At 73.4% G+C, this 19,664-nt stretch carries 16 protein-coding genes; 10 read left to right on the forward strand and 6 right to left on the reverse strand.

Annotated elements, in window-relative coordinates:
* Nucleotides 1-82 precede the first annotated feature (82 nt).
* Nucleotides 83-358: a helix-turn-helix domain-containing protein gene (locus ACFVFS_RS28010; RefSeq protein ID WP_380627482.1), complete on the reverse strand. Its 276-nt coding sequence runs from the start codon at nt 356-358 to the stop codon at nt 83-85.
* 96 nt (nt 359-454) lie between these two features.
* Here ACFVFS_RS28010 and map point away from each other — a divergent pair, with 96 nt between their 5' ends.
* The 7 genes from map (at nt 455) to ACFVFS_RS28045 (ending at nt 8,303) form a co-directional block, all read left to right on the forward strand.
* Nucleotides 455-1,222: a type I methionyl aminopeptidase gene (gene map / locus ACFVFS_RS28015; RefSeq protein WP_380627483.1), complete on the forward strand. Its 768-nt coding sequence runs from the start codon at nt 455-457 to the stop codon at nt 1,220-1,222.
* A gap of 109 nt (nt 1,223-1,331) precedes the next feature.
* Complete coding sequence (locus ACFVFS_RS28020; protein ID WP_380627484.1) at nt 1,332-3,134, forward strand: hypothetical protein; 1,803 nt, start codon at nt 1,332-1,334, stop codon at nt 3,132-3,134.
* A gap of 125 nt (nt 3,135-3,259) precedes the next feature.
* Nucleotides 3,260-3,808 carry an SMI1/KNR4 family protein gene (locus tag ACFVFS_RS28025; RefSeq protein ID WP_380627485.1) on the forward strand — a complete coding sequence of 183 codons (549 nt, stop codon included), beginning with the start codon at nt 3,260-3,262 and terminating at the stop codon, nt 3,806-3,808.
* Nucleotides 3,809-3,816: 8 nt separating this feature from the next.
* Nucleotides 3,817-4,407: an SMI1/KNR4 family protein gene (locus ACFVFS_RS28030; RefSeq protein ID WP_380627486.1), complete on the forward strand. Its 591-nt coding sequence runs from the start codon at nt 3,817-3,819 to the stop codon at nt 4,405-4,407.
* A 149-nt stretch (nt 4,408-4,556) separates the two neighbouring features.
* Entirely contained in the window at nt 4,557-5,480 is a 924-nt protein-coding gene (locus ACFVFS_RS28035; protein WP_380627487.1) for a universal stress protein, read from the forward strand.
* Nucleotides 5,473-6,315, forward strand: a complete 843-nt coding sequence (locus tag ACFVFS_RS28040) for a universal stress protein (RefSeq protein WP_380627488.1) — start codon at nt 5,473-5,475, stop codon at nt 6,313-6,315. The genes ACFVFS_RS28035 and ACFVFS_RS28040 overlap by 8 nt, the downstream gene beginning before the upstream one ends.
* 71 nt (nt 6,316-6,386) lie before the next feature.
* Nucleotides 6,387-8,303 carry a tetratricopeptide repeat protein gene (locus tag ACFVFS_RS28045; RefSeq protein ID WP_380627489.1) on the forward strand — a complete coding sequence of 639 codons (1,917 nt, stop codon included), beginning with the start codon at nt 6,387-6,389 and terminating at the stop codon, nt 8,301-8,303.
* Between the two features lie 48 nt (nt 8,304-8,351).
* Here the strand turns inward: ACFVFS_RS28045 and ACFVFS_RS28050 are convergent, their stop codons facing one another.
* Both ACFVFS_RS28050 and ACFVFS_RS28055 read right to left on the reverse strand, forming a co-directional pair.
* On the reverse strand, nt 8,352-9,266 hold the full coding sequence (locus ACFVFS_RS28050) for a hypothetical protein (RefSeq protein WP_380627490.1): 915 nt from the start codon (nt 9,264-9,266) through the stop codon (nt 8,352-8,354).
* Complete coding sequence (locus tag ACFVFS_RS28055) at nt 9,263-10,279, reverse strand: SPFH domain-containing protein (RefSeq protein WP_380627491.1); 1,017 nt, start codon at nt 10,277-10,279, stop codon at nt 9,263-9,265. The genes ACFVFS_RS28050 and ACFVFS_RS28055 overlap by 4 nt, the downstream gene beginning before the upstream one ends.
* A 109-nt stretch (nt 10,280-10,388) precedes the next feature.
* Here ACFVFS_RS28055 and ACFVFS_RS28060 point away from each other — a divergent pair, with 109 nt between their 5' ends.
* Both ACFVFS_RS28060 and ACFVFS_RS28065 read left to right on the forward strand, forming a co-directional pair.
* A complete protein-coding gene (locus tag ACFVFS_RS28060; RefSeq protein WP_380627493.1) occupies nt 10,389-11,462 on the forward strand; it encodes a hypothetical protein in 1,074 nt (357 codons plus the stop codon).
* Between the two features lie 306 nt (nt 11,463-11,768).
* Nucleotides 11,769-14,111, forward strand: a complete 2,343-nt coding sequence (locus ACFVFS_RS28065) for a transglycosylase domain-containing protein (protein WP_380627494.1) — start codon at nt 11,769-11,771, stop codon at nt 14,109-14,111.
* Between the two features lie 125 nt (nt 14,112-14,236).
* On the opposite strand, the gene ACFVFS_RS28070 is transcribed toward ACFVFS_RS28065, so the two are convergent.
* From ACFVFS_RS28070 to ACFVFS_RS28080, 3 genes are all read right to left on the reverse strand, one after another.
* On the reverse strand, nt 14,237-15,523 hold the full coding sequence (locus ACFVFS_RS28070; protein WP_380627495.1) for a glycerophosphodiester phosphodiesterase: 1,287 nt from the start codon (nt 15,521-15,523) through the stop codon (nt 14,237-14,239).
* Nucleotides 15,524-15,953: 430 nt separating this feature from the next.
* On the reverse strand, nt 15,954-16,502 hold the full coding sequence (locus ACFVFS_RS28075; RefSeq protein ID WP_380627496.1) for an RBBP9/YdeN family alpha/beta hydrolase: 549 nt from the start codon (nt 16,500-16,502) through the stop codon (nt 15,954-15,956).
* 163 nt (nt 16,503-16,665) lie between these two features.
* Nucleotides 16,666-18,840, reverse strand: coding sequence for a TerD family protein (locus ACFVFS_RS28080; protein WP_380627497.1), 2,175 nt, complete (start codon nt 18,838-18,840; stop codon nt 16,666-16,668).
* A gap of 249 nt (nt 18,841-19,089) precedes the next feature.
* Between ACFVFS_RS28080 and ACFVFS_RS28085 the strand changes: the two genes are divergently transcribed.
* The gene (locus ACFVFS_RS28085; RefSeq protein ID WP_380627498.1) at nt 19,090-19,656 is read left to right on the forward strand and encodes a DJ-1/PfpI family protein; all 567 of its coding nucleotides are present in this window, start codon (nt 19,090-19,092) and stop codon (nt 19,654-19,656) included.
* Nucleotides 19,657-19,664: the final 8 nt, after the last annotated feature.

A 19,664-nucleotide genomic window follows, 5' to 3' on the forward strand; every position in this document is an offset into this window, starting at 1 on the left:
CCATCAGAGCCCGCCCCATCGCCGTGGGCGTGCGGATCACCCTCGGGGGCCCCGGCCGGCCGACGCCGTCCCGGTTCCGGGCTCAGGCGGACAGCGCCTCGCCCTCGTCCTCGCCCGGCGCCGCACAGGCGGTGGCCAGCTCGTCCAGGGAGAGCCCCAGCGCGTATGCCAGTGCCGCGACGGTGAAGAAGGACGGCGTCGGCGCCCGCCCGGTCTCGATCTTGCGCAGCGTCTCGGCCGACACCCCGGCTGCCGCCGCCACCTCGACCATGCTGCGTCCGCCCCGCGCCTCGCGCAGCAGCACACCGAAGCGCTCGCCGCGCTCGCGTTCCCCTGGGGTCAGCGGAGTCCTCACCATGCCCCCGATGGTAGGCCACGCCGCCCGCCGCCGACACCACTTCGACCGTGATACAAATACCGGTATAAGAATTGGATCGGTCGGTCGGAGGACCTCATGGTGGAGCTCAAGTCGGAGGCGGCACTGGCCGCGATGCGGGAGGCCGGGCGGGTCGTCGCCACGGCGCTGGCCGCGGTGGAACGGGCGGCCGGCGTCGGCGTGAGCCTGCTGGAACTCGACGAGGCGGCCCACGAGGTGCTGCGCGAGGCGGGCGCGACCTCCCCCTTCCTCGGCTACCGTCCGTCCTTCGCCCCGGTGCCCTTCCCGGCCGTCATCTGCGCCTCCGTCAACGACGCCGTGGTGCACGGCATCCCCACCCGCTACCGGCTGCGCGACGGCGACCTGGTGAGCATCGACTGCGGCGCCGTCCTCGACGGCTGGGCGGGCGACGCCGCCGTGAGCTTCACCGTCGGCGCCGCCCGCCCCGAGGACGTCCGCCTCATCGACACCACCCGCCGCGCCCTGGAGGCGGGTATCGCCGCCGCCGTGGCCGGCCACCGCACCGGCGACATCGCCCACGCCGTCGGCACCGTCGCCCGCACCGCCCGCTACGGCCTCCTGGGCGGCTACGGCGGCCACGGCATCGGCCGCCGCATGCACGAGGACCCTCATCTCCCCAACGAGGGCCGCCCCGGCCGCGGCTACCCCCTCAAGCCCGGCCTGGTCCTCGCCATCGAACCCATGCTCATCGCCGGCGGCACCGACACCCACACCACCGACCCCGACGGCTGGACCCTCCGCACCACCGACGGCACGCGAGCCGCCCACATCGAACACACCGTCGCCATCACTCCCGACGGCCCCCGCATCCTCACCCTGCCGTGAGGTGGCTGGCTCGTTCCTGATCGTGCACGTTTGATCGACTTTGATGCGTGATCTTGATCGCAAGATGATGACAGTCAGATATACCTGCGCACGCTCTGTTTGCGTTCCCTTGACTGTCTGGTGGGTTCCGCGTGCTGTACCGATCGCCGCGTACACCACCACGTACGATTACGACGTCCTCGCGCGCGCCACCACCGTCACCTCGCCGCCGGTGTCGGCGGAGAGCGGTGGCGGTGCCGCGGCGAACGTCCGGCCGATCACCACGACCGGCTACAACGCCTTCGGCGAGGCGGTCTCCGCGAAGGACCCGCTGGGCCGCGTCGCCCGCACCACCGTCGACCGGCTCGGCCGTGCCGTCGCGGCCACCCTGCCCGCCTACACACCGCCCGGAGCCGGTACCCCGCTCACCGCCACCAGCACGGTCGAGTACGACAAGCTGTCCCGTGTCGTGGCCGCCAGTGATCCGGCCGGGCGACGGACCACCTTCGCGTACGACCGCCTGGACCACGAGACCAAGCGCGTGGAGCCCAACTCGCTCGGCGGGCTGCAGCCCCCGGTCGACGACAACCCGCCCACCTGGACCTCGACCTGGACCCCCACCGGCCTCCAGCTCTCCGCCACGGATCCGGTGGGGGCCCGCTCCGAGGCGACCTACGACCAGCTCGGCCGCGTGCTCACCGCCACCGTCGTCGAACGCAAGCCCACCCTGCAGAACCTCACCAGCAGGTTCACCTGGGACGACGCCGGGAACCAGACCGCTGCGACCAGCCCCACCGGCAGCGTCGGGAAGGCCACCTACAACGTGGCCGGCCAGATCCTCACCGCGACCGACCCGCTCGGCCGCACCAGCCGCCGCGACTGCGACGGCGCCGGCCGCCTCGTCAAGAGCACCACCCCGATGGGCGAGGCCGTCCGCACCCGCTTCGACGGCCTCGGCAACCCGGTCGTCGCCGAGGACCTCGACTCCGCCGGTACGGTCCTGCGCACGGTCACCACGGCGTTCGACCTCGAAGGCCGGGCGGTGAGCACGACGAGTCCGACGTCCGGCGCCGTCACCACCACCCGCTATGACGTGCTCGGCCGCCCGGTCGCGCTCACCGAGCCCGTCTCGGCCGGTCAGTCGATCACCACGACCTTCGGCTACGACGCCGCGGGCAACCGCACCCGTCTCACCGACGGACGCGGCAACACCACCGTCTACACGTTCAATGCCTGGGGCCTTCCCGAGAGCACGGTCGAACCGTCCACCACCGCCCACCCCGCCGCGGCGGACCGCACCTGGACCACCGCGTACGACGTGGCCGGGCAGGCCGTGAAGCTCACCGAGCCCGGCGGCGTGGTGAACACCCGCACCTTCGACCCGGCCGGGCGCGTGGTCCGCGAGAACGGCACCGGCGCGGAGACGGCCACCACCGACCGCGAGTTCGTCTACGACAAGGTCGGAAACCTGGTCCAGCACAACGCGACCGCCCTGGCGAGCCAGGCGTACACCTACAACGACCGGGGCCTGCTGCTCAAGGCGGGCACCGACCTGAACGCCCAGGCCCAGACCTGGGAGTACGACGCGGAGGGCCGGCAGACCAAGCGCTGGGACAAGTCCACCGGCACCACCTACTTCGGCTACAAGGCCGACGGCCAGCTGGACTGGGCGCACAACCTCCAGGCGAACTCGGACACTCGGAACTTTGTGACAATGTATCAAGTGGCAAATCAGTGGATGTATGACAATGCGGAAGATGAGGTTGTGAAATCCATTAAGAGTGGTGGGAGTGTTTTCGTTGAGGTGACTCCCGTCTATGGGAACAAGTCGTCGCCGATCCCTACCTCGGTGAATTTCTTCGCCTTCGGCTCTGTGGAGGTTAATTGCGAGATCATCAACAGTGCGGATTCGGCGGGAAGTAGCTGCAAATGAACCCCAGTCGCAGCAGTCCTCCGCCAGGGTTCGCGGCGCGCATGGTCAGCAACTGGCACTTGATGGGGTGGTGGTATTGAACTACGATGGCCTGCACCTGTCCTCGTTCAGTGGAGTGCTTAGACTTGTCACATCTTGACGGGATTTCTCGGATCTTTGGCGCGCCGTCGGCTCACGACTATCAGGCTGGCGCCTGGGGAGAGATTGAGGCGTATCTTGGATCGCACCTTCCTGGTGATTTCAAGGAATTTGTCGATGTCTATGGTCCGGGATTGATCTGTGGGGAGTTGGTAATTTTCCACCCTGAGGGCCCTGAGCCCCTCCTGTCGCGGATGACGAGAATTAATGATTCGTTCGGCCGGTCATGGAGAGCCGAGCCGGGCAGGTATCCGTTCAGTTTCTTCCCGAGTCCGGGTGGGCTTATCTCGTGGGGCTATGACCAGTCTGGGGATGAGCATTTCTTCTGGCCGTGTGACGAGAATCCGGATCAATGGAAGATCGTCACCAATTCGAACGGCATTGACCCTGTGGTTTTCGATGGCTCGTTCAGTGAATTCATCGTTAAGTTTGCACGGGATTTGCGGTATCTGGATCCCGATCCGGAAGTGATTGATTTCGATGAACTGGTTGAGTTCAGCGAGAGGCCGCGATTTTTTGAGCCGATAGGTGATTAGCTTGGCTGGTGCGCTGGTGCGAATTCGATATTTTCGGTGATGGCTTGCGAGGAGACGGGATATCTTCTCCTGTGATGGTCGGTCGATTGCTCGGCGTTCCAGAAGGCCGCGGGGATGTTGTCGACTGGGCTGCGCTGGAGAGGGAGACGGGCCTGCGCCTTCCCGCTGATTACCGGGACTTCGTCGCGGTGTTCGGCGGCGGTGAGCTGAACGAATACCTCGCGGTCCGCATCCCGCCGGCGGAAGGCCGCCCCGAGAGTCGGCTGCTGGACGGGCTCGGGTTCGATCCGCGGGAGGAACCGCAGACGGATGGCGGAGCAGGCGTCGTGGAGCTGTCGGAGGAAGACAGGCTTCTTCCCTTCGCGACGACCGTCAACGGTGACGTGGCGTTCTGGATCTGCGATTCGCTCGATCCCGAGAGCTGGGACGTCGTCGTCTTCAGGCGCCAGGTGCCGTACGGAACGGCCCCGTGGCGCCGGTACGGGATGGGCTTCGGCGAGTTTCTCGCCGGTGCTCTGGACGGGACGCTGCCCAATCCCTTCAGCGACGGTTCCTGGAACATTCCCCCGCACGGGTACCGGAACTGGCGGGAGGGCTGACGGCCTCGGGTTCGAGGGGCGGGACCGTCGGCCGGGTGGCGGGGACCTTGGACTCTGGGTGGACTGGGAGGGGGCGGGAAGGGTGGTGGTTGCGGCCGGGCTTCCACCCCGCCCGGCCGCATCCTGTTCGAGAACTGCCGGAGGTCGTCATGCCAAGGTCCGTCGTCGTCGGTGTCGATGGTTCGCCCGAGAGCCTTGCCGCGCTGGACTGGGCGGCGGAGGAGGCGGCGCGGCGGGGGTTGCCGTTGAAGGTGGTGCTCGCGTGGCCGACGGTGGTGACGCCGCTGTCGGTGCTGGGGACGGTGGATCTGGCGCGGCGACAGGCGGACGTGACCCTGCGTGATGCCGAGCTGAGGGTGCAGGAGCGGTGGCCGGAGCTGACGGTCCAGGCCGTCCAGGTGCCGACCGAGCCGGTGCGGGCGCTGGTCGACGAGGTGACCGGGGCGCAGGAGCCGGACGGGGCGCCGGCGGAGCTGCTGGTGCTGGGCTCGCGGGGGTTCGGCGCGGTGGCCGGGTTCCTGGTCGGGTCGGTGAGTCAGCGGGTGCTGGCCCGGACGGACTGCCCGGTGGTGCTGGTGCGCCGGGGCGAGGACGAGGAGGAGGCGGCCGGTCCGCGCGAGGTCGTGGTCGGCGTCGACCCGTTCGAGGGCGCCGAGGCGGTGCTCGCCCACGCCTTCGAGGTGGCGGAGCGGCGCGGGCTGCCGGTGCGGGCCGTGTACTCCTGGACGCTGCCGGCGACGTACCAGTACGCGGGCATCGCGGCCAGCGTCGACGTGACCGGCGAGATGCTGGTGTACGCGAAGGGCGAGCTGGCCCGGGTGGTCAAGCCGTGGAAGAGCAAGTACCCGCAGGTGGAAGTGGTCGAGGAGGCCGTGAACGCCCGCCCGGCCAAGGTGCTCGCCGACCGCGCCGCGAACGCGGAGCTGGTGGTGATCGGGCGGCGGGTCCGCCGGTCGCCGCTGGGCGCGCACATCGGCGCCGTCGCGCACGCCGTCCTGCACCACGTGCCCTGCCCGGTCGCCGTCGTCCCCTACGAGCGGGACGAGAAGCAGCAGGAGGCCGGCGATGAGTGACCAGGTGCTGGTGGGCGTCGACGGTTCGGAGGCGAGCCTGGCCGCCGTGGACGTCGCCGTCCACGAGGCCCGGCTGCGCGGCGCCGGGCTGCGGATCGTGCACGCGTTCATCTGGCCGCTGATGCGCGTCCCGCTCGGGCCGGCGCAGGACGGTCCGCCCGAGGGCGGGCTGCGGCACCAGGCGGAGGGCATCCTGGCGGACGCCCGGGCCCGCGCCGAGGCGCTGGACCCGCGGCTGGAGATCGCCACCGAGCTGGTCACCGGCGAGCCGCTGACCGTGCTCTCCCGCTGGTCGCGGGAGGCCGGCCTGGTGGTGGTCGGCAGCCGGGGGCTCGGCCGGTTCGGCGCCCTGCTGATCGGCTCGGTGGCCGTCCACCTGGCCGCGCACGCCGACTGCCCGGTGCTGATCGTGCGCGGCCGGCCGGACCCGGCCGGTCCGGTGCTGGCGGCGGTGGACGGCAGCGGGGTGGGCGCCGAGGCGCTCGGCTTCGCCTTCGCCGAGGCCTCCGCCCGGCGCGCCCCGCTGACCGCCCTGCACATCGCCCACCCGAGCACCAGCTGGCCCGACCAGGAGGAGCGGGTGCTCTCCGAGGCGCTGGCCGGCTGGCGGGAGAAGTACCCGGACGTCGAGCTGCGCTCCGAGGTCGTCGAGGCGCACACCCGGCCGGCGCTGATCGAGGCGAGCCGGGAGGCGCAGCTGCTGGTGGTCGGCGCCCGCGGCCGGGGCGGCTTCGCGGGCCTGCTGCTGGGCTCCACCAGCCAGGCGATGGTCCAGCACGCGCACTGCCCGGTGGTCGTGGTCCGCCACCCGTCGGAGCGGACCGCGGAAGGCTGATCCGCCGGACCTCCCGGGGGCCGCCGGCCCCGGGAGGTTTGGGCCGTTCCGCGCCGCGCAGAACAGGAGGCATGCGGGAGCGGCGGCACGGGCGGCTGATGGTCATCGTGGCGTGCCTGGGCGCCCTGACGGCGGCGCCGGCCGTGGTGCTCGCCCTCGGGATCACCGGCCCGTGGACGGTGGCGGCGGTGAGCGCGGCGGCCGCCGGCGCGGTGGCCCTGCTGGGGCTGTGGCAGGAGCGGTACCGGCAGGCGTTCAAGGCGGCCGACGACGACCGCGCCCGGGTCCTGAACGGCGCCCTGGTCCGCGCGGACGGCTCACTGCTCCGGGTCCGCGACGCGGCAGACCCGGTGCTGCTCGGCGTCCATCCGGCGCTCGCCCTCCAGCCCGAGGAGGGCGCGATCGACCGGGTCCCGGCCTACGTGCCCCGCGACGCCGACGCGGAGCTGCGCGAGTCGCTGGCCCGGGGCGGGTTCGTCCTGCTGGTGGGGGACTCGACGGCAGGAAAGTCGCGGTCGGCGTGGGAGGCGATGCGGGCCACGCTCGGTGACCACCTGCTGCTCGCGCCGAAGGACCGCGAGGCCCTGCCGGCGATCGTCGCGCTGGCCGCCCGGGAGCGCCGCTGCGTGCTCTGGCTCAACGACCTCGAAGGCTACCTGGGGCCCGGCGGGCTGCGGCGCGAGGACCTCGGGCGGCTCTTCGGCGCGGGAGGCCACCACCGCGTCGTCCTCGCCACCCTGCGGACGGCCGAGGAGGCCCTGCTGACCGGTGAGGACGACGACCGGGGCGCGCCCAAGCAGGCCGCGGAGGTGGTCCGCCAGGCCCACCGGGTCTACCTGCCCCGGCTGTTCAGCGCCGCCGAGACCGAACGGGCCCGGCTGCGCGCCTGGGACCGCCGGATCGAGAGCGCCCTCACCCTGGGCGGCGGGTACGGTCTCGCCGAGTACCTCGCGGCCGGCCCCGAACTGCTGCGGCTCTGGCAGGACGCGTGGAGCCCGAACACCAGCGCGCACGCTCCCGGGCACCCCCGGGCCGCGGCGCTGGTGACGGCGGCCGTGGACGTCCGACGGGCGGGGCACTCGGCCTCGATGCCCCGCGCACTCGTCGAGGCGGCGCACACGTACTACCTGGAGCGGTCCGGCGGCGACCGGCTGCGGCCGGAACCCCTGGACGAGGCCTGGGAGTGGGCGACCAGGCCGCGCCGGGCGACCACGGCGCTGCTCCAGCCGTCCGGGGACCACGTCCGGGTGTTCGACTACCTGCTGGACGTCACCCAGCGCGCCGCCGGACCGGCCGATCCCGTGCCCGAGCCCGTGGTGCGGCTGATCGTGACCGGCGCCGACCCCGCCGAGGCCGAACGGGCCGCCGCCACCGCCTACGCCCAGGGGCGGTACGAACTGGCGGTCGTGGGCTGGCGGCGGGCCGCCGCCGTGCCGGGGCCGGAGGCCTTGAACAGCCGCAACAACGCCGCGCGCGCCCTGCGGCGGCTGGGCCGGCTGCCCCAGGCGCTGGCCGAGCACCGGGCGGTGGCCGCCGCCCGCACCGACACACTCGGACCCACTCACCCCGACACCCTCATCGTCCGCGACAACCTGGCCAACGTGCTGCGCGACCTGGGCCGGGTCGAGGAGGCGGAGGCCGAGCACCGGGCGGTGCTGGGGCTGCTGACCGAGGTGCGCGGCCCGGACGACGCGTTCACGCTGTTCAGCAGGGACAACCACGCGGTCGCGCTGCGGGAGATGGGACGGGCGGCCGAGGCGGAGGCCGAGCACCGGGCGGTCCTGGAGATCCGCGAGCGCGCCCTGGAGGCCGATCACCCCGACACCCTGCGCACCCGTCACCACCTGGCGCTGGCGCTCCGCTCCCAGGGGCGGTCGGCCGAGGCCGGCGCGCTCCTGGCGTCCGTCGTGGCGGCCCGCACCAGGGTGCTCGGCCCCGGCCACCCGGACACCGCCGCCGCGGCGACCGATCTGGCCGCGAGTACCTGAACGGCGCCCGGGGCGACACACCCGGCCCGGGACACATCCGGCCCGGGCTCAGCCCAGCAGCCGCAGCCGGGTGGCCGCCACGCCCAGCCGGACGGTCTGGCCCCGGGCCAGGTCCAGCGCGTCGCCCTCCACGCCGTCGCCGAAGGCGACCAGCCGGTCCGACTCCACCGTCAGGACCAGCCGCCGGCCGGCGTCGAGCAGGCCGTGCACCCGGCCGGTGCCGGTGGCGGGGGAGGGCCAGGCCTCGCGGACGAACCAGGCGAGCGCCGGGGCGGTCGGCTCGGGCAGGGCGAGCGGGCCGCCGCGCTCCAGCCAGACGGAGCGGCACCAGCCGGTGCCGCCCGTCCCGGTGCCGACCAGGACGCCGGACGAGGCCTGCGGCTCGCCCTCGTCGGCCCCGCCCGGCCGGTCCTCGACCGCCAGCCGGTAGCGGGCCGTCTGGTGGCCGGGCTGGCCGACGTACACCTCGTTGAGGGCGAGCAGCCGCTGGGTGTCGTCGGCGACCGCCTCGACCATGGTCCGCTCCTCCGCGCGCCGGTCGGCGCCCGGGCCGACGGCGGCCGGCAGCAGCCGCGCCAGGTGCTCGGCGCGGTGCCGGACCAGCACGCCCGGATTGCGGCCGGGCTCCGCGTCCACGCCGATCACCGGCTGGCCGGCCAGGTACTTGGCGACGTTGGCGACCAGGCCGTCCTGGCCGACCACGACCACCACGTCCTCCGGTTCGAACAGGAACCGCGACAGGTCGGCGCGCTCCACCCGGGTGCGCCGCCAGTCGAGCGGCACCGCGCCGGCCGCCTCGGCGAGCGCCAGTTCCTGCCGCCGGTGGCGCAGCTCGATCTCCTCGACCGACCGGCCCCGGCTGCTCAGGAAGTACGCGGCCTGGCCGGGCGTGCCGTGGTGGGCGAGCAGCTCCTGGTACTCGGTGCGGCGGTGGACCAGGACCACCCGGGGTGCGAGCGTCACCGCCCGGCCCCCTCGCCGGTGGTCGCGCCGAGCTTGGCGAGCAGGCCGGTGAGCACGTCCGGGGTGAGGGTCAGGCTGTCGATCCGCGGCAGGTGCTCGGCGAGGCGCATCAGCGCGAGCGCCCGCAGCACCGCCGGGTCGGCCTGCTGGTGGGCGGCCAGCCAGGCCGCCTCGGCGGCGGCCCTGGCCTCGCCGAGGGCGCGGGCGGCGTCGGCCTCGGCACCGGCCAGCCGGGTGCGGCGCTGCGCCTCGGCGTCGGTGCGGATCCGGTCGGCGACCGCCTCGTCCTCGGCCTTCAGCCGGCTGTTGGCGCCCTGCTGGGTGATCAGCTGCTCCTCGCGCCGGGCGAGCTCGATCCGGTTGGCGAGCTCGTTCTCGGCGATGCCGCGCTCGTGCTCGACGGCGACGGCGCGCCGTTCGAAGGTGGCCCGGTCGGCCTCCTGCTGGACCAGTTCGCGGGCGGGGGTGCGCAGCGCGCGCTCCACCTCCGGTTCGGGGCGCAGCGCGACCACCCGGACGGCGATCACGGCGAGCCCGGTCTCGGCGAGCCGCGGCTCGGCGGCGAGTCCGGCGGCCATCCGTTCGCGGACGGCGGTGACGCCGTCGGCCAGGGCGGCGGCGAGCGGGGTGCGGGCGAGCAGGCCGAGCGCGTGCTGCTGGGCGGTCTCGGTGAGCAGGGTGGCGAGCTGGTCGAGCGGGGCGGAGCGCCAGCTGCCGGTGTCGGGGTCGATGCCGAAGTCGACGCGGGCGGCGGCGGTGGCCGGGTCGGTGATCCGGTAGGTGAGGGTGCCCTGGACGGTGACGTCCTGGAAGTCGGCGGTGCGGGCGTGGAAGAGCATGGCCAGCTCGCGGTCGTCGACCGGGACTTCGGAGAGCACGGCGCTGAGCGGGCGGAACCAGAAGGCGAGGCCGGTGCCGTCGTGGGCGAGGCGGCCGCGCCGGACGTGGCGGATGTGGGCGGTGGGCAGGGCGCGCAGGTGGCGCAGCCCGAAGCGCTTGGTGATGTCGGCCATGATCAGCTCCTTGTCGTCATGGTGACGATATTGGGAAGCCCCATTTCTCGTCAAGATGACGAAAAAGGGTCGGCCGGTTCCGCCGCCGCGGTCGTGGGAGGATCGGGCGATGCTGAGGACGCGAACGACGAGGCTCCCCGCCGCGCTGGCCGCGGCCTGTGTGACCGCCGTGGTCGCCGCCACCGCCGTGGTCGGCGCCGTGCCGGCCCGCGCCGCGGACCGGGACGGCCAGGTGTTCACCATCGGGGACCCGCGGATCACCGAGTCCAGCGGCCTCGCGGCCAGTCAGCGGCACCCCGGCGTCTACTGGACGCACAACGACAGCGACGACGGCCCCTACGTCTACGCCGTCGACTCCCAGGGCCGGACCGTCGCCACCGTCACCCTGCGCGGCGTGGAGCCGCGCGACGTCGAGGCGATCTCGCTCGGCCCGGACGGCCGGCTCTACGTCGGCGACCTCGGCGACAACCTCGGCGGGAAGTGGCCCGAGGTCTGGATCTACGCCTTCGCCGAGCCCGCCGAACTCCACGACCAGACCGTGCAGGTGACCCGTTACAAGGTCCGCTACGAGGACGGCCCGCGCGACGCCGAGGCCCTGATGGTCCACCCGGTGACCGGCCGCGCCTACATCGCCAGCAAGAAGCAGGGCGGCGGCGGCCTCTACCAGGGCCCGGAGCAGCTCTCCCCGAGCGGCGTCAACACCTTCCGCCGGATCGCCGACGCCCCGTGGACCACCGACGGCGCCTTCTCGCCGGACGGCACCCGGCTGGTGCTGCGCGGCTACTTCTCGGCCACCCTCTACCGCTGGAAGGACGGCGCGCCGAGCGGCGGGGAATCGCTCTCCGTGCCCTTCCAGCGCCAGGGCGAGTCGGTGACCTTCACCGCCGACGGCCGGGCGCTGCTCTACGGCACCGAGGGCAAGGACAGCCCGGTCTCGCGGTCGACGCTGGACGGCGACCGGCTCCCCGACTCGGTCAAGCCGCTGCCGAGCCCCACGCCGACCCCGGCCCCGGGGACGGACGGGGCCGCCCCGGCGCCCTCCGGCGCGGGGGCCGCGCCCTCGAAGAAGGCCGAGGGCGACTCGTCCTCGGCCGGCGCGGGGGACCAGACGCTCGGGGTGCTGTTCCTGCTCGCGGTGGCGGGCGCGATGTTCGGACTGCGGCGCAAGAAGCGCGACGGCTGACACCCGGGCTGCCCGAGAGGGCCGAGAGGGCCGAAAGGGCAGGACGGGACGGTCGGACGGGACGGCTGGGCGGGGCGGACGGGCGCGGCCACCGGACCGCTCGGACCGCCCGCGCCGACCGGAACACGCCTGGTCGCGGCCGCACCGACCGGAGTCGGAGGTCGGCGAACGACCCCCCTCCTATCCGGCCGCACCCCCGGCCGTTGGTCATGCCACGCCCAACAGCGCCGATCTGTCGCCGATTTGTGACACGGCTTGGCCAACACCGGCCCCACAGGCGGTTTTCGTGGACGTAGTGTTCCGACTATGTCACGGAGAAGCCGCCGCACGCCCTCCCCGGAGCCCCTCGACACCTGGGTGCCGCGCCCCCGGCGCCGGGAGACCCCGCTCGGCCTGCTCGGCCACGGCGTGAAGTTCCTCGGCTACAGCACCCTCGCCGGGGTGCTGCTGGCGGGCCTCGTGCTGCCGGCCGCGGGCGCGCTCGGGCTCGGGATGAAGGGCGGTGTGGAGGAGTTCGACACCATCCCCGACGACCTGAAGACCCCGCCGCTGACCCAGGCCAGCTGGATATTCGACGCCAAGGGCCAGCAGATAGCCAAGGTGTACGAGCGCGACCGCCGGGTGATCACCGCCGAGGAGATGGGCCCGCTGATACGCCAGGCCCAGGTGGACATCGAGGACGCGCGCTTCTACGAGCACGGCGCCGTCGACCTCAAGGGCGTCCTGCGGGCGATCACCAAGAACGCGGAGAGCGGCACCGCCATGCAGGGCGCCTCGACCCTGACGCAGCAGTACGTGAAGAACGTGAACGTCGAGAAGGCCGGCGACGACGCGGCGGCCGTCCGCGAGGCCCAGCGCAAGACCCTGGGCCGCAAGGTGCAGGAGCTCAAGTACGCCATCAAGCTGGAGGAGGAGCTGACCAAGGACCAGATCCTCACCAACTACCTGAACATCACCTACTACGGCCAGCAGGCGTACGGCATCCAGGCGGCGGCCCAGCGCTACTTCAGCAAGAACACCAAGGACCTCACGGTCGCCGAGGCGGCCACCCTGGCGGGGCTGGTGCAGAACCCCTCGCAGTTCGACCCCAAGGCCCACCCCGAGGCCTCGCGCAAGCGCCGCGACGTCGTGATCGACAAGATGGTGGAGAACAGGCACCTCACCCCCGAGCAGGCCAAGGAGGCCAAGACCGGGCCGGTCGTGCTGCACTACCAGGCGCCGCAGAACGGCTGCATCACCGCCGACGCGGGCATGGGCTTCTTCTGCGACTACGTCAAGCACGTGATCAAGCAGGACCCGGTCTTCGGCAAGACCGCCGCCGAGCGCAAGAAGCTGTGGGACATGGGCGGACTGTCGATCCACACCACCCTGGACCCGGTCAAGCAGGCGGCCGCGCTGAAGGCGGTGACCACGAAGGTCAAGGTCACCGACGACGTGTCGGCGGCGATCACCATGGTGGAGCCGGGCACCGGCAGGATCCTGGCGATGGCCCAGACCCGCCCGTACGGGATCGACCCGAACAAGAGGCAGACCGTCGTCAACTACAACGTGGACGCGGCGATGGGCGGCGGCAACGGCTTCCAGCCGGGCTCCAACTTCAAGCCGATCGTGGCCGCCGCGGGCCTGGAGACGGGGCTCACCTCCACCCAGTCCTACTCGTCGCCGAACAAGATGGACTGGCCGACGATGAGCACCTGCGACGGCACCTGGAAGAACCTGGAGAAGGGCAAGAAGGGCGGCACCATCCCCAACGAGTCGGCGGGCGAGGTCGGCCCGTACGAGCTCAAGGAGGCGATGGCGCTCTCGGTCAACACCTACTTCGTGCAGATGGAGCAGGAGATCGGCCTCTGCGCGGTCAAGCAGATGGCCAACAAGCTCGGCGTGCTGACCAAGGCGAGCGGCAAGCCGCTGGAGGAGCTGCCCGCCCTGGGCCTGGGCACCCAGGAGGTGAGCCCGCTGGTGATGGCCAACGTCTACGCGACCTTCGCCAACCGCGGCACCTACTGCACCCCGGTCGCGATCAGCGGCATCACCACGGTCGACGGCAAGGACGTCCCGGTCAGCCCCGCCAAGTGCGAGCGGGTGTTCTCCGAGGGCACCGCCGACGTCATCAACACCGTGCTGCTCGGCGTCACCGAGAAGGGCGGCACCGGGCGCGACCTCGGCCTGGACGACGACCGCCAGATCGCGGGCAAGACCGGCACCTCCGACGAGAAGAAGTCCGCCTGGTTCAGCGGCTACACCGGCAACCTCGCCGCCTCGGTCTGGCTGGGCGGTCCGGCCGGCGGCGTGAAGATGAAGAACATCCGGATCGGCGGCAAGTGGTTCGACGAGGTCTTCGGCGCCACCGGCCCGGGGCCGATCTGGCAGATGGCGATGAACGACGCCGTCCGGGGCATGCCGGAGAAGGAGTTCGAGACCGTCTACATCCCCAACCCGGCGCCGAAGCGCGACCCTTCCGCCAGCCCGGGCTCGGGCAGCGGCTCGCCGGGCGGCTCCGCGACCGACGCCCCGACCTGGCCGGGGCGCCCGCAGAACCCGGGCCGGCCGACGCGCAACCCCAACCCGAGTCCCCGGACCACGCAGCAGCCGCAGCAGCCGCAGCAGGACCAGCAGCCGCAGGGCGAGGAGCAGCACCAGGACGGCTGAACCGGCCCGCCCCCGTACGCGGCACCGAGCCCGCACGGCACCGAGCCCTGGAACGTCCGTCGACGTTCCAGGGCGCGGTCGCGCTCACCGGGCGCAGGGTGCGGCGGGCCCGTCGGGCCCCGGCGTCAGTTCACGCCCTTGGCCGCCCAGAAGTCCTGGCGGGCCAGCACGCTGCTGTCCGTCTGGTCGGTGAAGAAGCCGTCCACGCCGAGCTCGTACAGGTACTTCGCCCACCCGATCGCGTCGCCGTACGCGTTCGGGTCGGTGCCCCGGCGGTAGTCCAGCGGCAGGAAGGCGTTCTCGTTGCGCACCGTGTACGGGTGCAGCAGCAGGCCGGCCGCGTGCGCGTCCTTGACCAGGGTGGTCGGCGGCAGCAGCCTGCCGGTCGCGTCGACGGGCGCGATCAGCGTGGTGGTCGGGCCCAGGCCGTGCGCGAAGGAGGCGATCCAGCGCAGGTTCTCGGGCTTCACCAGGTCGGCCACGGTGCGCTTGTCGCCGGACAGCACGAAGTCGTACGGCTGGCTGGTCGGGCCGCTGAGCAGGAAGACCTTCGGGTTGTCGACCAGCTTGGCGAGCCGCTGCAGGCTGCTCGGCTCGAAGGACTGCAGGATCGCCCGGCCGTTGCGCCCGGCCAGGCCGGTGCGGCGCAGCTCGTCGGCGAGGCGCTCCTCCAGCGGCAGGCCGATCGAGCGGAAGTAGCTCGGGTGCTTGGTCTCGGGGTAGACCCAGACGTCCCGGCCCAGCTCGCGGCCGCGCTTGCGGGCGAAGTCGGCCACCTCGCGGAAGGTCGGCACGGCCCAGCGGCCGTCGTAGAGCGTGTTGCGCTGGCGCTGCTGCGGCAGCCGCTCCTTGGCGCGCAGGGTGCGCAGCTCGGCGAGCGTGAAGTCCTCGGTGAACCAGCCGGTCTGGGCGGCGCCGTCGATCGTCTTGGTGGTGCGGCGGGCCGCGAACTCCTTGTGGTCCGCGACGTCCGTGGTCTCCGCGATGTTGTTCTCGTGGCGGACCACCAGGTGGCCGTCCTTGGTGGGGACCAGGTCCGGCTCGATGACGTCCGCGCCCAGCTGCAGCGCCAGGTCGTAGGAGCCCAGGGTGTGCTCCGGGCGGTAGCCGGGGGCGCCGCGGTGGCCGACGATCAGCGGGTGCGGCAGGCGGTCCAGGCCGGTGCCGGTGCGCACCGGCGGGCGGGTGCCGGTCGCGCGGCTGGCGGCGACGCCGCGCTCGTCGGCGGCACCGTACTGCTCGTCGCCCGGCTGGTCCCCGGCGGGGGCGGCGAAGGCCTCGCCGGCGCCGGCCGCGAGGGCCGCCGCGCCGAGCCCGGCCGCCCCGGTGGCCCGCAGGAAGGTCCGGCGGGAGGAGGCGGTGGCGTCGGCGGACTCCGCCGGGGTGCTGCCGTCGGACGGACGGTACGTCATGGATGCTCCTAGCTCGCGCTGATGGCGTCGCGGTGTGAGTGCCGCCCGCAGACTAGGAGCAGCGGCGCCCGGCCGGGTGGCCGTCGGGCGAACTGCGGGAGAAGTTCCTGCACCCACCGCCCTTCGCGCGCAGGGGGGGGCGCGCACCGGGGAGGCCGCCCGCGCGCACAGGGAAGGCCGGCCGCGGTCACGCACCGCGGCCGGCCTCCGGTCCGGGGTGACGGACCTGTGCGGGGCCTCCCGGCCGCCGGGCCCGGCCAGGGACGAGGCGGGGTCGGCGGTCCTCCGGGAGGTGGTCCCCAGGGGTGGTGGATCGCCTCGATTCTGCTCGGATGCCCGGGCGCCCCGCCATCCCCGGATTCTGGGATGGCGGGATCCCCGGATCCCGGGACGGCGAGGCGCCCGCGGACCCCGGCGGCGGATCGTCCGCTCAGAGCGCGGCCAGCAGCTCCCGCCCCAGCGGCCAGTCGCCCAGTCCCGAGTCGGAGTTGAGGTGCCCGAAGGCGCCCGGCTCGACGTACCGCGCGCCCCAGGCCTCGGCGAACCGCCGGGCGCGCGCCGCGCTGACCCACGGGTCGTCGGTGCTGGAGACCACGGTGGCGGGGAACGGCAGCCGGGACAGTGCCACCGGGCGGAAGCCCAGCAGCTCGGGGACGTCCGCGTGGTCGACGTCGGCGGGTGCGACCAGCAGCGCGCCGCGCACGGCCGCCGTCCGCCCGGCCGGCGCCGCGGCCGCCCAGCGGGCCACCGTCACGCAGCCGAGGCTGTGCGCCACCAGTACCACCGGCCCGCCGGCCGCCGCCGCGGCGACCGCCGCGTCCACCCGCTCCACCCAGGCCTCGGGCTCGGGGCGGTCCCAGTCGTCCTGCTGCACCCGGACGAACGCCGCCGGGTCGGCGGCCTCCCAGCGGCTCTGCCAGTGGGCCGGTCCGGAGTTCTGGTAGCCGGGCAGGACGAGGTAGGTGGTGCGGTCCGACATCGGGGCGGGATCCCTCCGGGGCGGTCACGGGGACGGACACGACGACGCCGGGGCGCGGAAGGCGCGCCCCGGCGTCGGGTCGAGGGCGAGGAAAGCGGAAGGACTAGTTCAATGGTGGGAGAAGGAAGCCCCTCCATGGCCTCGCCGGGTCCCACGCTACCAGTCAGGCGGGGACCAGGTCGCGCAGGTTTCCGGGGGTGACGACCCGGGAGCCGGGGTGCAGTCCCTCCGGCCGCTCCAGGCCGATGTACGTCACCGGGCCGGCCGGGACCGCACCGCCGTCCCACAGCGTGACGGCGGCGGCCCGCTCCCGCATCAGCCCGGTGAGGTGGCGGACCGTGAGGTAGTCGCGCTCGACGACGCCGCGCAGCAGCACCGCGACCGACACCCGGTTCCCCTCGACCCGGTTGGCGCTGGGCTTGCCCGCGAGGTGGAGGTGCAGCCACTTGGCGCGCCAGCCGCCGTCGGCCCCGCGCAGGAACGCCAGCGGCAGGGCCACCCGGCCGGGGCCGCGCAGGTCCGACTTCATCCGCACGGTGCGGGCCTCGAAGGGCCGCCCCGCCTGCTCGCCGTCCCGCAGCATGAAGCCGAAGAACGACTCCTCCACCTCCTCGAAGCCCTCGCCGGAGAAGATGTTCACCTGCGGGACGATGTACGCGCCGCGCACCGCGTCGAGCCGGAGGTTGATGAACTCCGAGGCGCCCTCGGGTGCTTCGGTGATGTCCCCCGAGTGCTCGCCCCCGACGTCGGTGAGGGCCGTGTACGAGAGCCAGGAGACCGTCTCGTAGGACTCGTCCAGCATCAGCGCCGACAGGTCGAAGTCGGTGTCGCGCCCGGTCTGCCGCCAGTGGACGAAGAAGCGCAGCAGCTCGCCGTCGACCGGGGAGAGCGAGCCGCGGGGCAGCACGCCCAGGCCGGCGGACGTCGCCTTGCCGCTCAGCGGGAGGGCGACGTCGAGGACGGCCGGGTCGATCAGCAGGTGCCCCGGATTCGGGAGGCGGCGGATCGTTTCGGCGTCCAGGGCGGCGATCAGGCGCCCGCACTCGGCGGCCGGCAGCGGCGCCCGGGTGTCGGCGGTGACCCAGGCGCGGCCGAGGCGGTTGACGAAGACCCGCCGGGCCTGCGCTCCGTCGGGGCGGCGGTTCTGGAGGTGCTCGCGGACCGACAGCAGCACCCGGCCGGCCGCCTGCCCGGCCGCCGCCTCGGCGGCGGCCACGACGGCCTCGCGCTGCTCCCGCGTGGCGCAGGCCCGCAGCAGGCGGTCGAGCGCGCGGAACAGCTTCCCCGGGGCGGCGGACAGCAGCCGTACCGCCGCGGTGACGTCCTGTGCGCCGAGCGCCTCCTCGACCCGGCTGTCCAGGGAGCGCGCCTCCCGCTCGCCCCGGGCGACGGCGAACACCTCGGCGGCGTGCGGCCAGCGGGGGTACTCGTGCGGGTGGAGCCGCTCGCCGAGGCGCTTGAACGGCTCGCGGTGCGCGCCGACGTCGGCCAGCTTGGCCGGGGCGGCGGCGACGACCGCGTCCAGGCCCGCGAGCAGCGCGCGGCGGACCGGCCGGGGGAACGCCCGGAACCGGGTCGGCTCCGCGAGCGTGACGTCCCCGTCCGACAGGGCGCAGGCGAGGCGGAGCACGTCGGTGACGGTGTCCAGCAGCAGGTCCGCGCCGGCGTCGAGGCGGGCGCGGTTGACGACGGCGCGGTTCTCCCGGACCGGGATCGCCTCGGGCTGCGGACCGTGCACGCGGTGCCCGGCGAGTTCGCCGAGGTCCCGCAGGGCCTGCTCGCCCAGCGGGGTGGCGCTGCCCGCCAGCGCCAGGTACAGGGCGCTGGCCTCGTCCTCCAGCGCGCCGCCGGGGTGCAGGACGGTCAGCCGGTCGCCGGCGGCGGCGATCAGCTCGTCGTGGGCGGCGAGCATCTCGGCGTAGGCGTGCCGGTAGCGGCCGTAGCCGGGCAGCGTCAGCAGGTCGAGCACACCGGCGCCGAGCTGGGCGAGGGTGCGGTCGCGCGCGCCGTCGTCGGCGAGCGCCTCGGCGATGCGTTCCATCCAGAAGTCGACGGTGTCCGGCACGTTGGCGGGGAAGTCGATGAAGTAGACGTTGTGCCCGACGTGGTCGCCGACCAGTTCGCGCACGGTGGCCAGGGTGCGGGCGGCGGTCGCGCGGACGGTCTCCCCGCTCAGCCCCGACAGCCGCTCCAGGGCCCCGCCGGAGAGCTTGAAGCCCACGGACATCAGCGCGGCGTCGAACTGGCGCGCCGCGGCCTCGCCGTTCCCGGCCGGACCGTCGGGGACGGGCAGGCGGAAGGTGTGCCGGACGACCATGGATTCGAGGCGGTGAGGCATTCCGCCATGATCCCAGAGCCGCGCGGACCGCCGCACCCGGGTTTCGCGGTGCCGGGCCGCGACCGGCCGCGACGGGGAGGCGACCAGGCCGGGGGCGCGCGCCCGGGGTGAATGCGCCGTGTCCGGACGGTGCGCGCCGTTGCGTGGCGGCACCGGGTGCGGGAGGTTGGTGCGGCCCCGGGCCGAAGGCCTCCGGCCCGGGGCCGTAAAGCCTTTTGACGGTCGCTCAGATTAGGAGGGATGTCGGCGATGGCATCGAAGATCCTGCTCGTCACCGGGGACGCCGCGGAGTCGCTGGAGGTGTTCTACCCGTACCAGCGGCTGCGCGAGGAGGGCTACCAGGTCGACATCGCGGCACCGGCGAAGAAGCGGCTCCAGTTCGTGGTGCACGACTTCGTCGAGGGCTTCGACACCTACACCGAAAAGCCGGGCTACACCTGGCCCGCCGACCTGGCGTTCGCCGAGGTCGACCCGGCCGACTACGCGGCGCTGGTGGTCCCGGGCGGGCGCGCCCCCGAGTACCTGCGCAACGACCCCGAGGTGCAGCGGATCGTCCGGCACTTCTTCGAGGCCGAGAAGCCCGTCGCCCAGATCTGCCACGGCCCGCTGGTGGCGGCCGCCGCCGGGGTGCTCGGCGGGCGGACCAGTGCCGCCTACCCGGCCCTGGAGCCGGACGTGAAGGCGGCGGGCGCGACCTACGTGGACGGCGAGGCGGTGGTGGACGGGGTGGTGGTCTCGGCCCGGGCCTGGCCCGACCACCCGGCGTGGCTGCGGGCGTTCATCGAGGTCCTGCGGGTCAAGGCCCCGTTGGCCTGAGGGTCAGG

Origin of the sequence: Kitasatospora sp. NPDC057692 (assembly GCF_042799475.1) — a bacterium.
In the GTDB taxonomy this organism is placed as follows: domain Bacteria; phylum Actinomycetota; class Actinomycetes; order Streptomycetales; family Streptomycetaceae; genus Kitasatospora.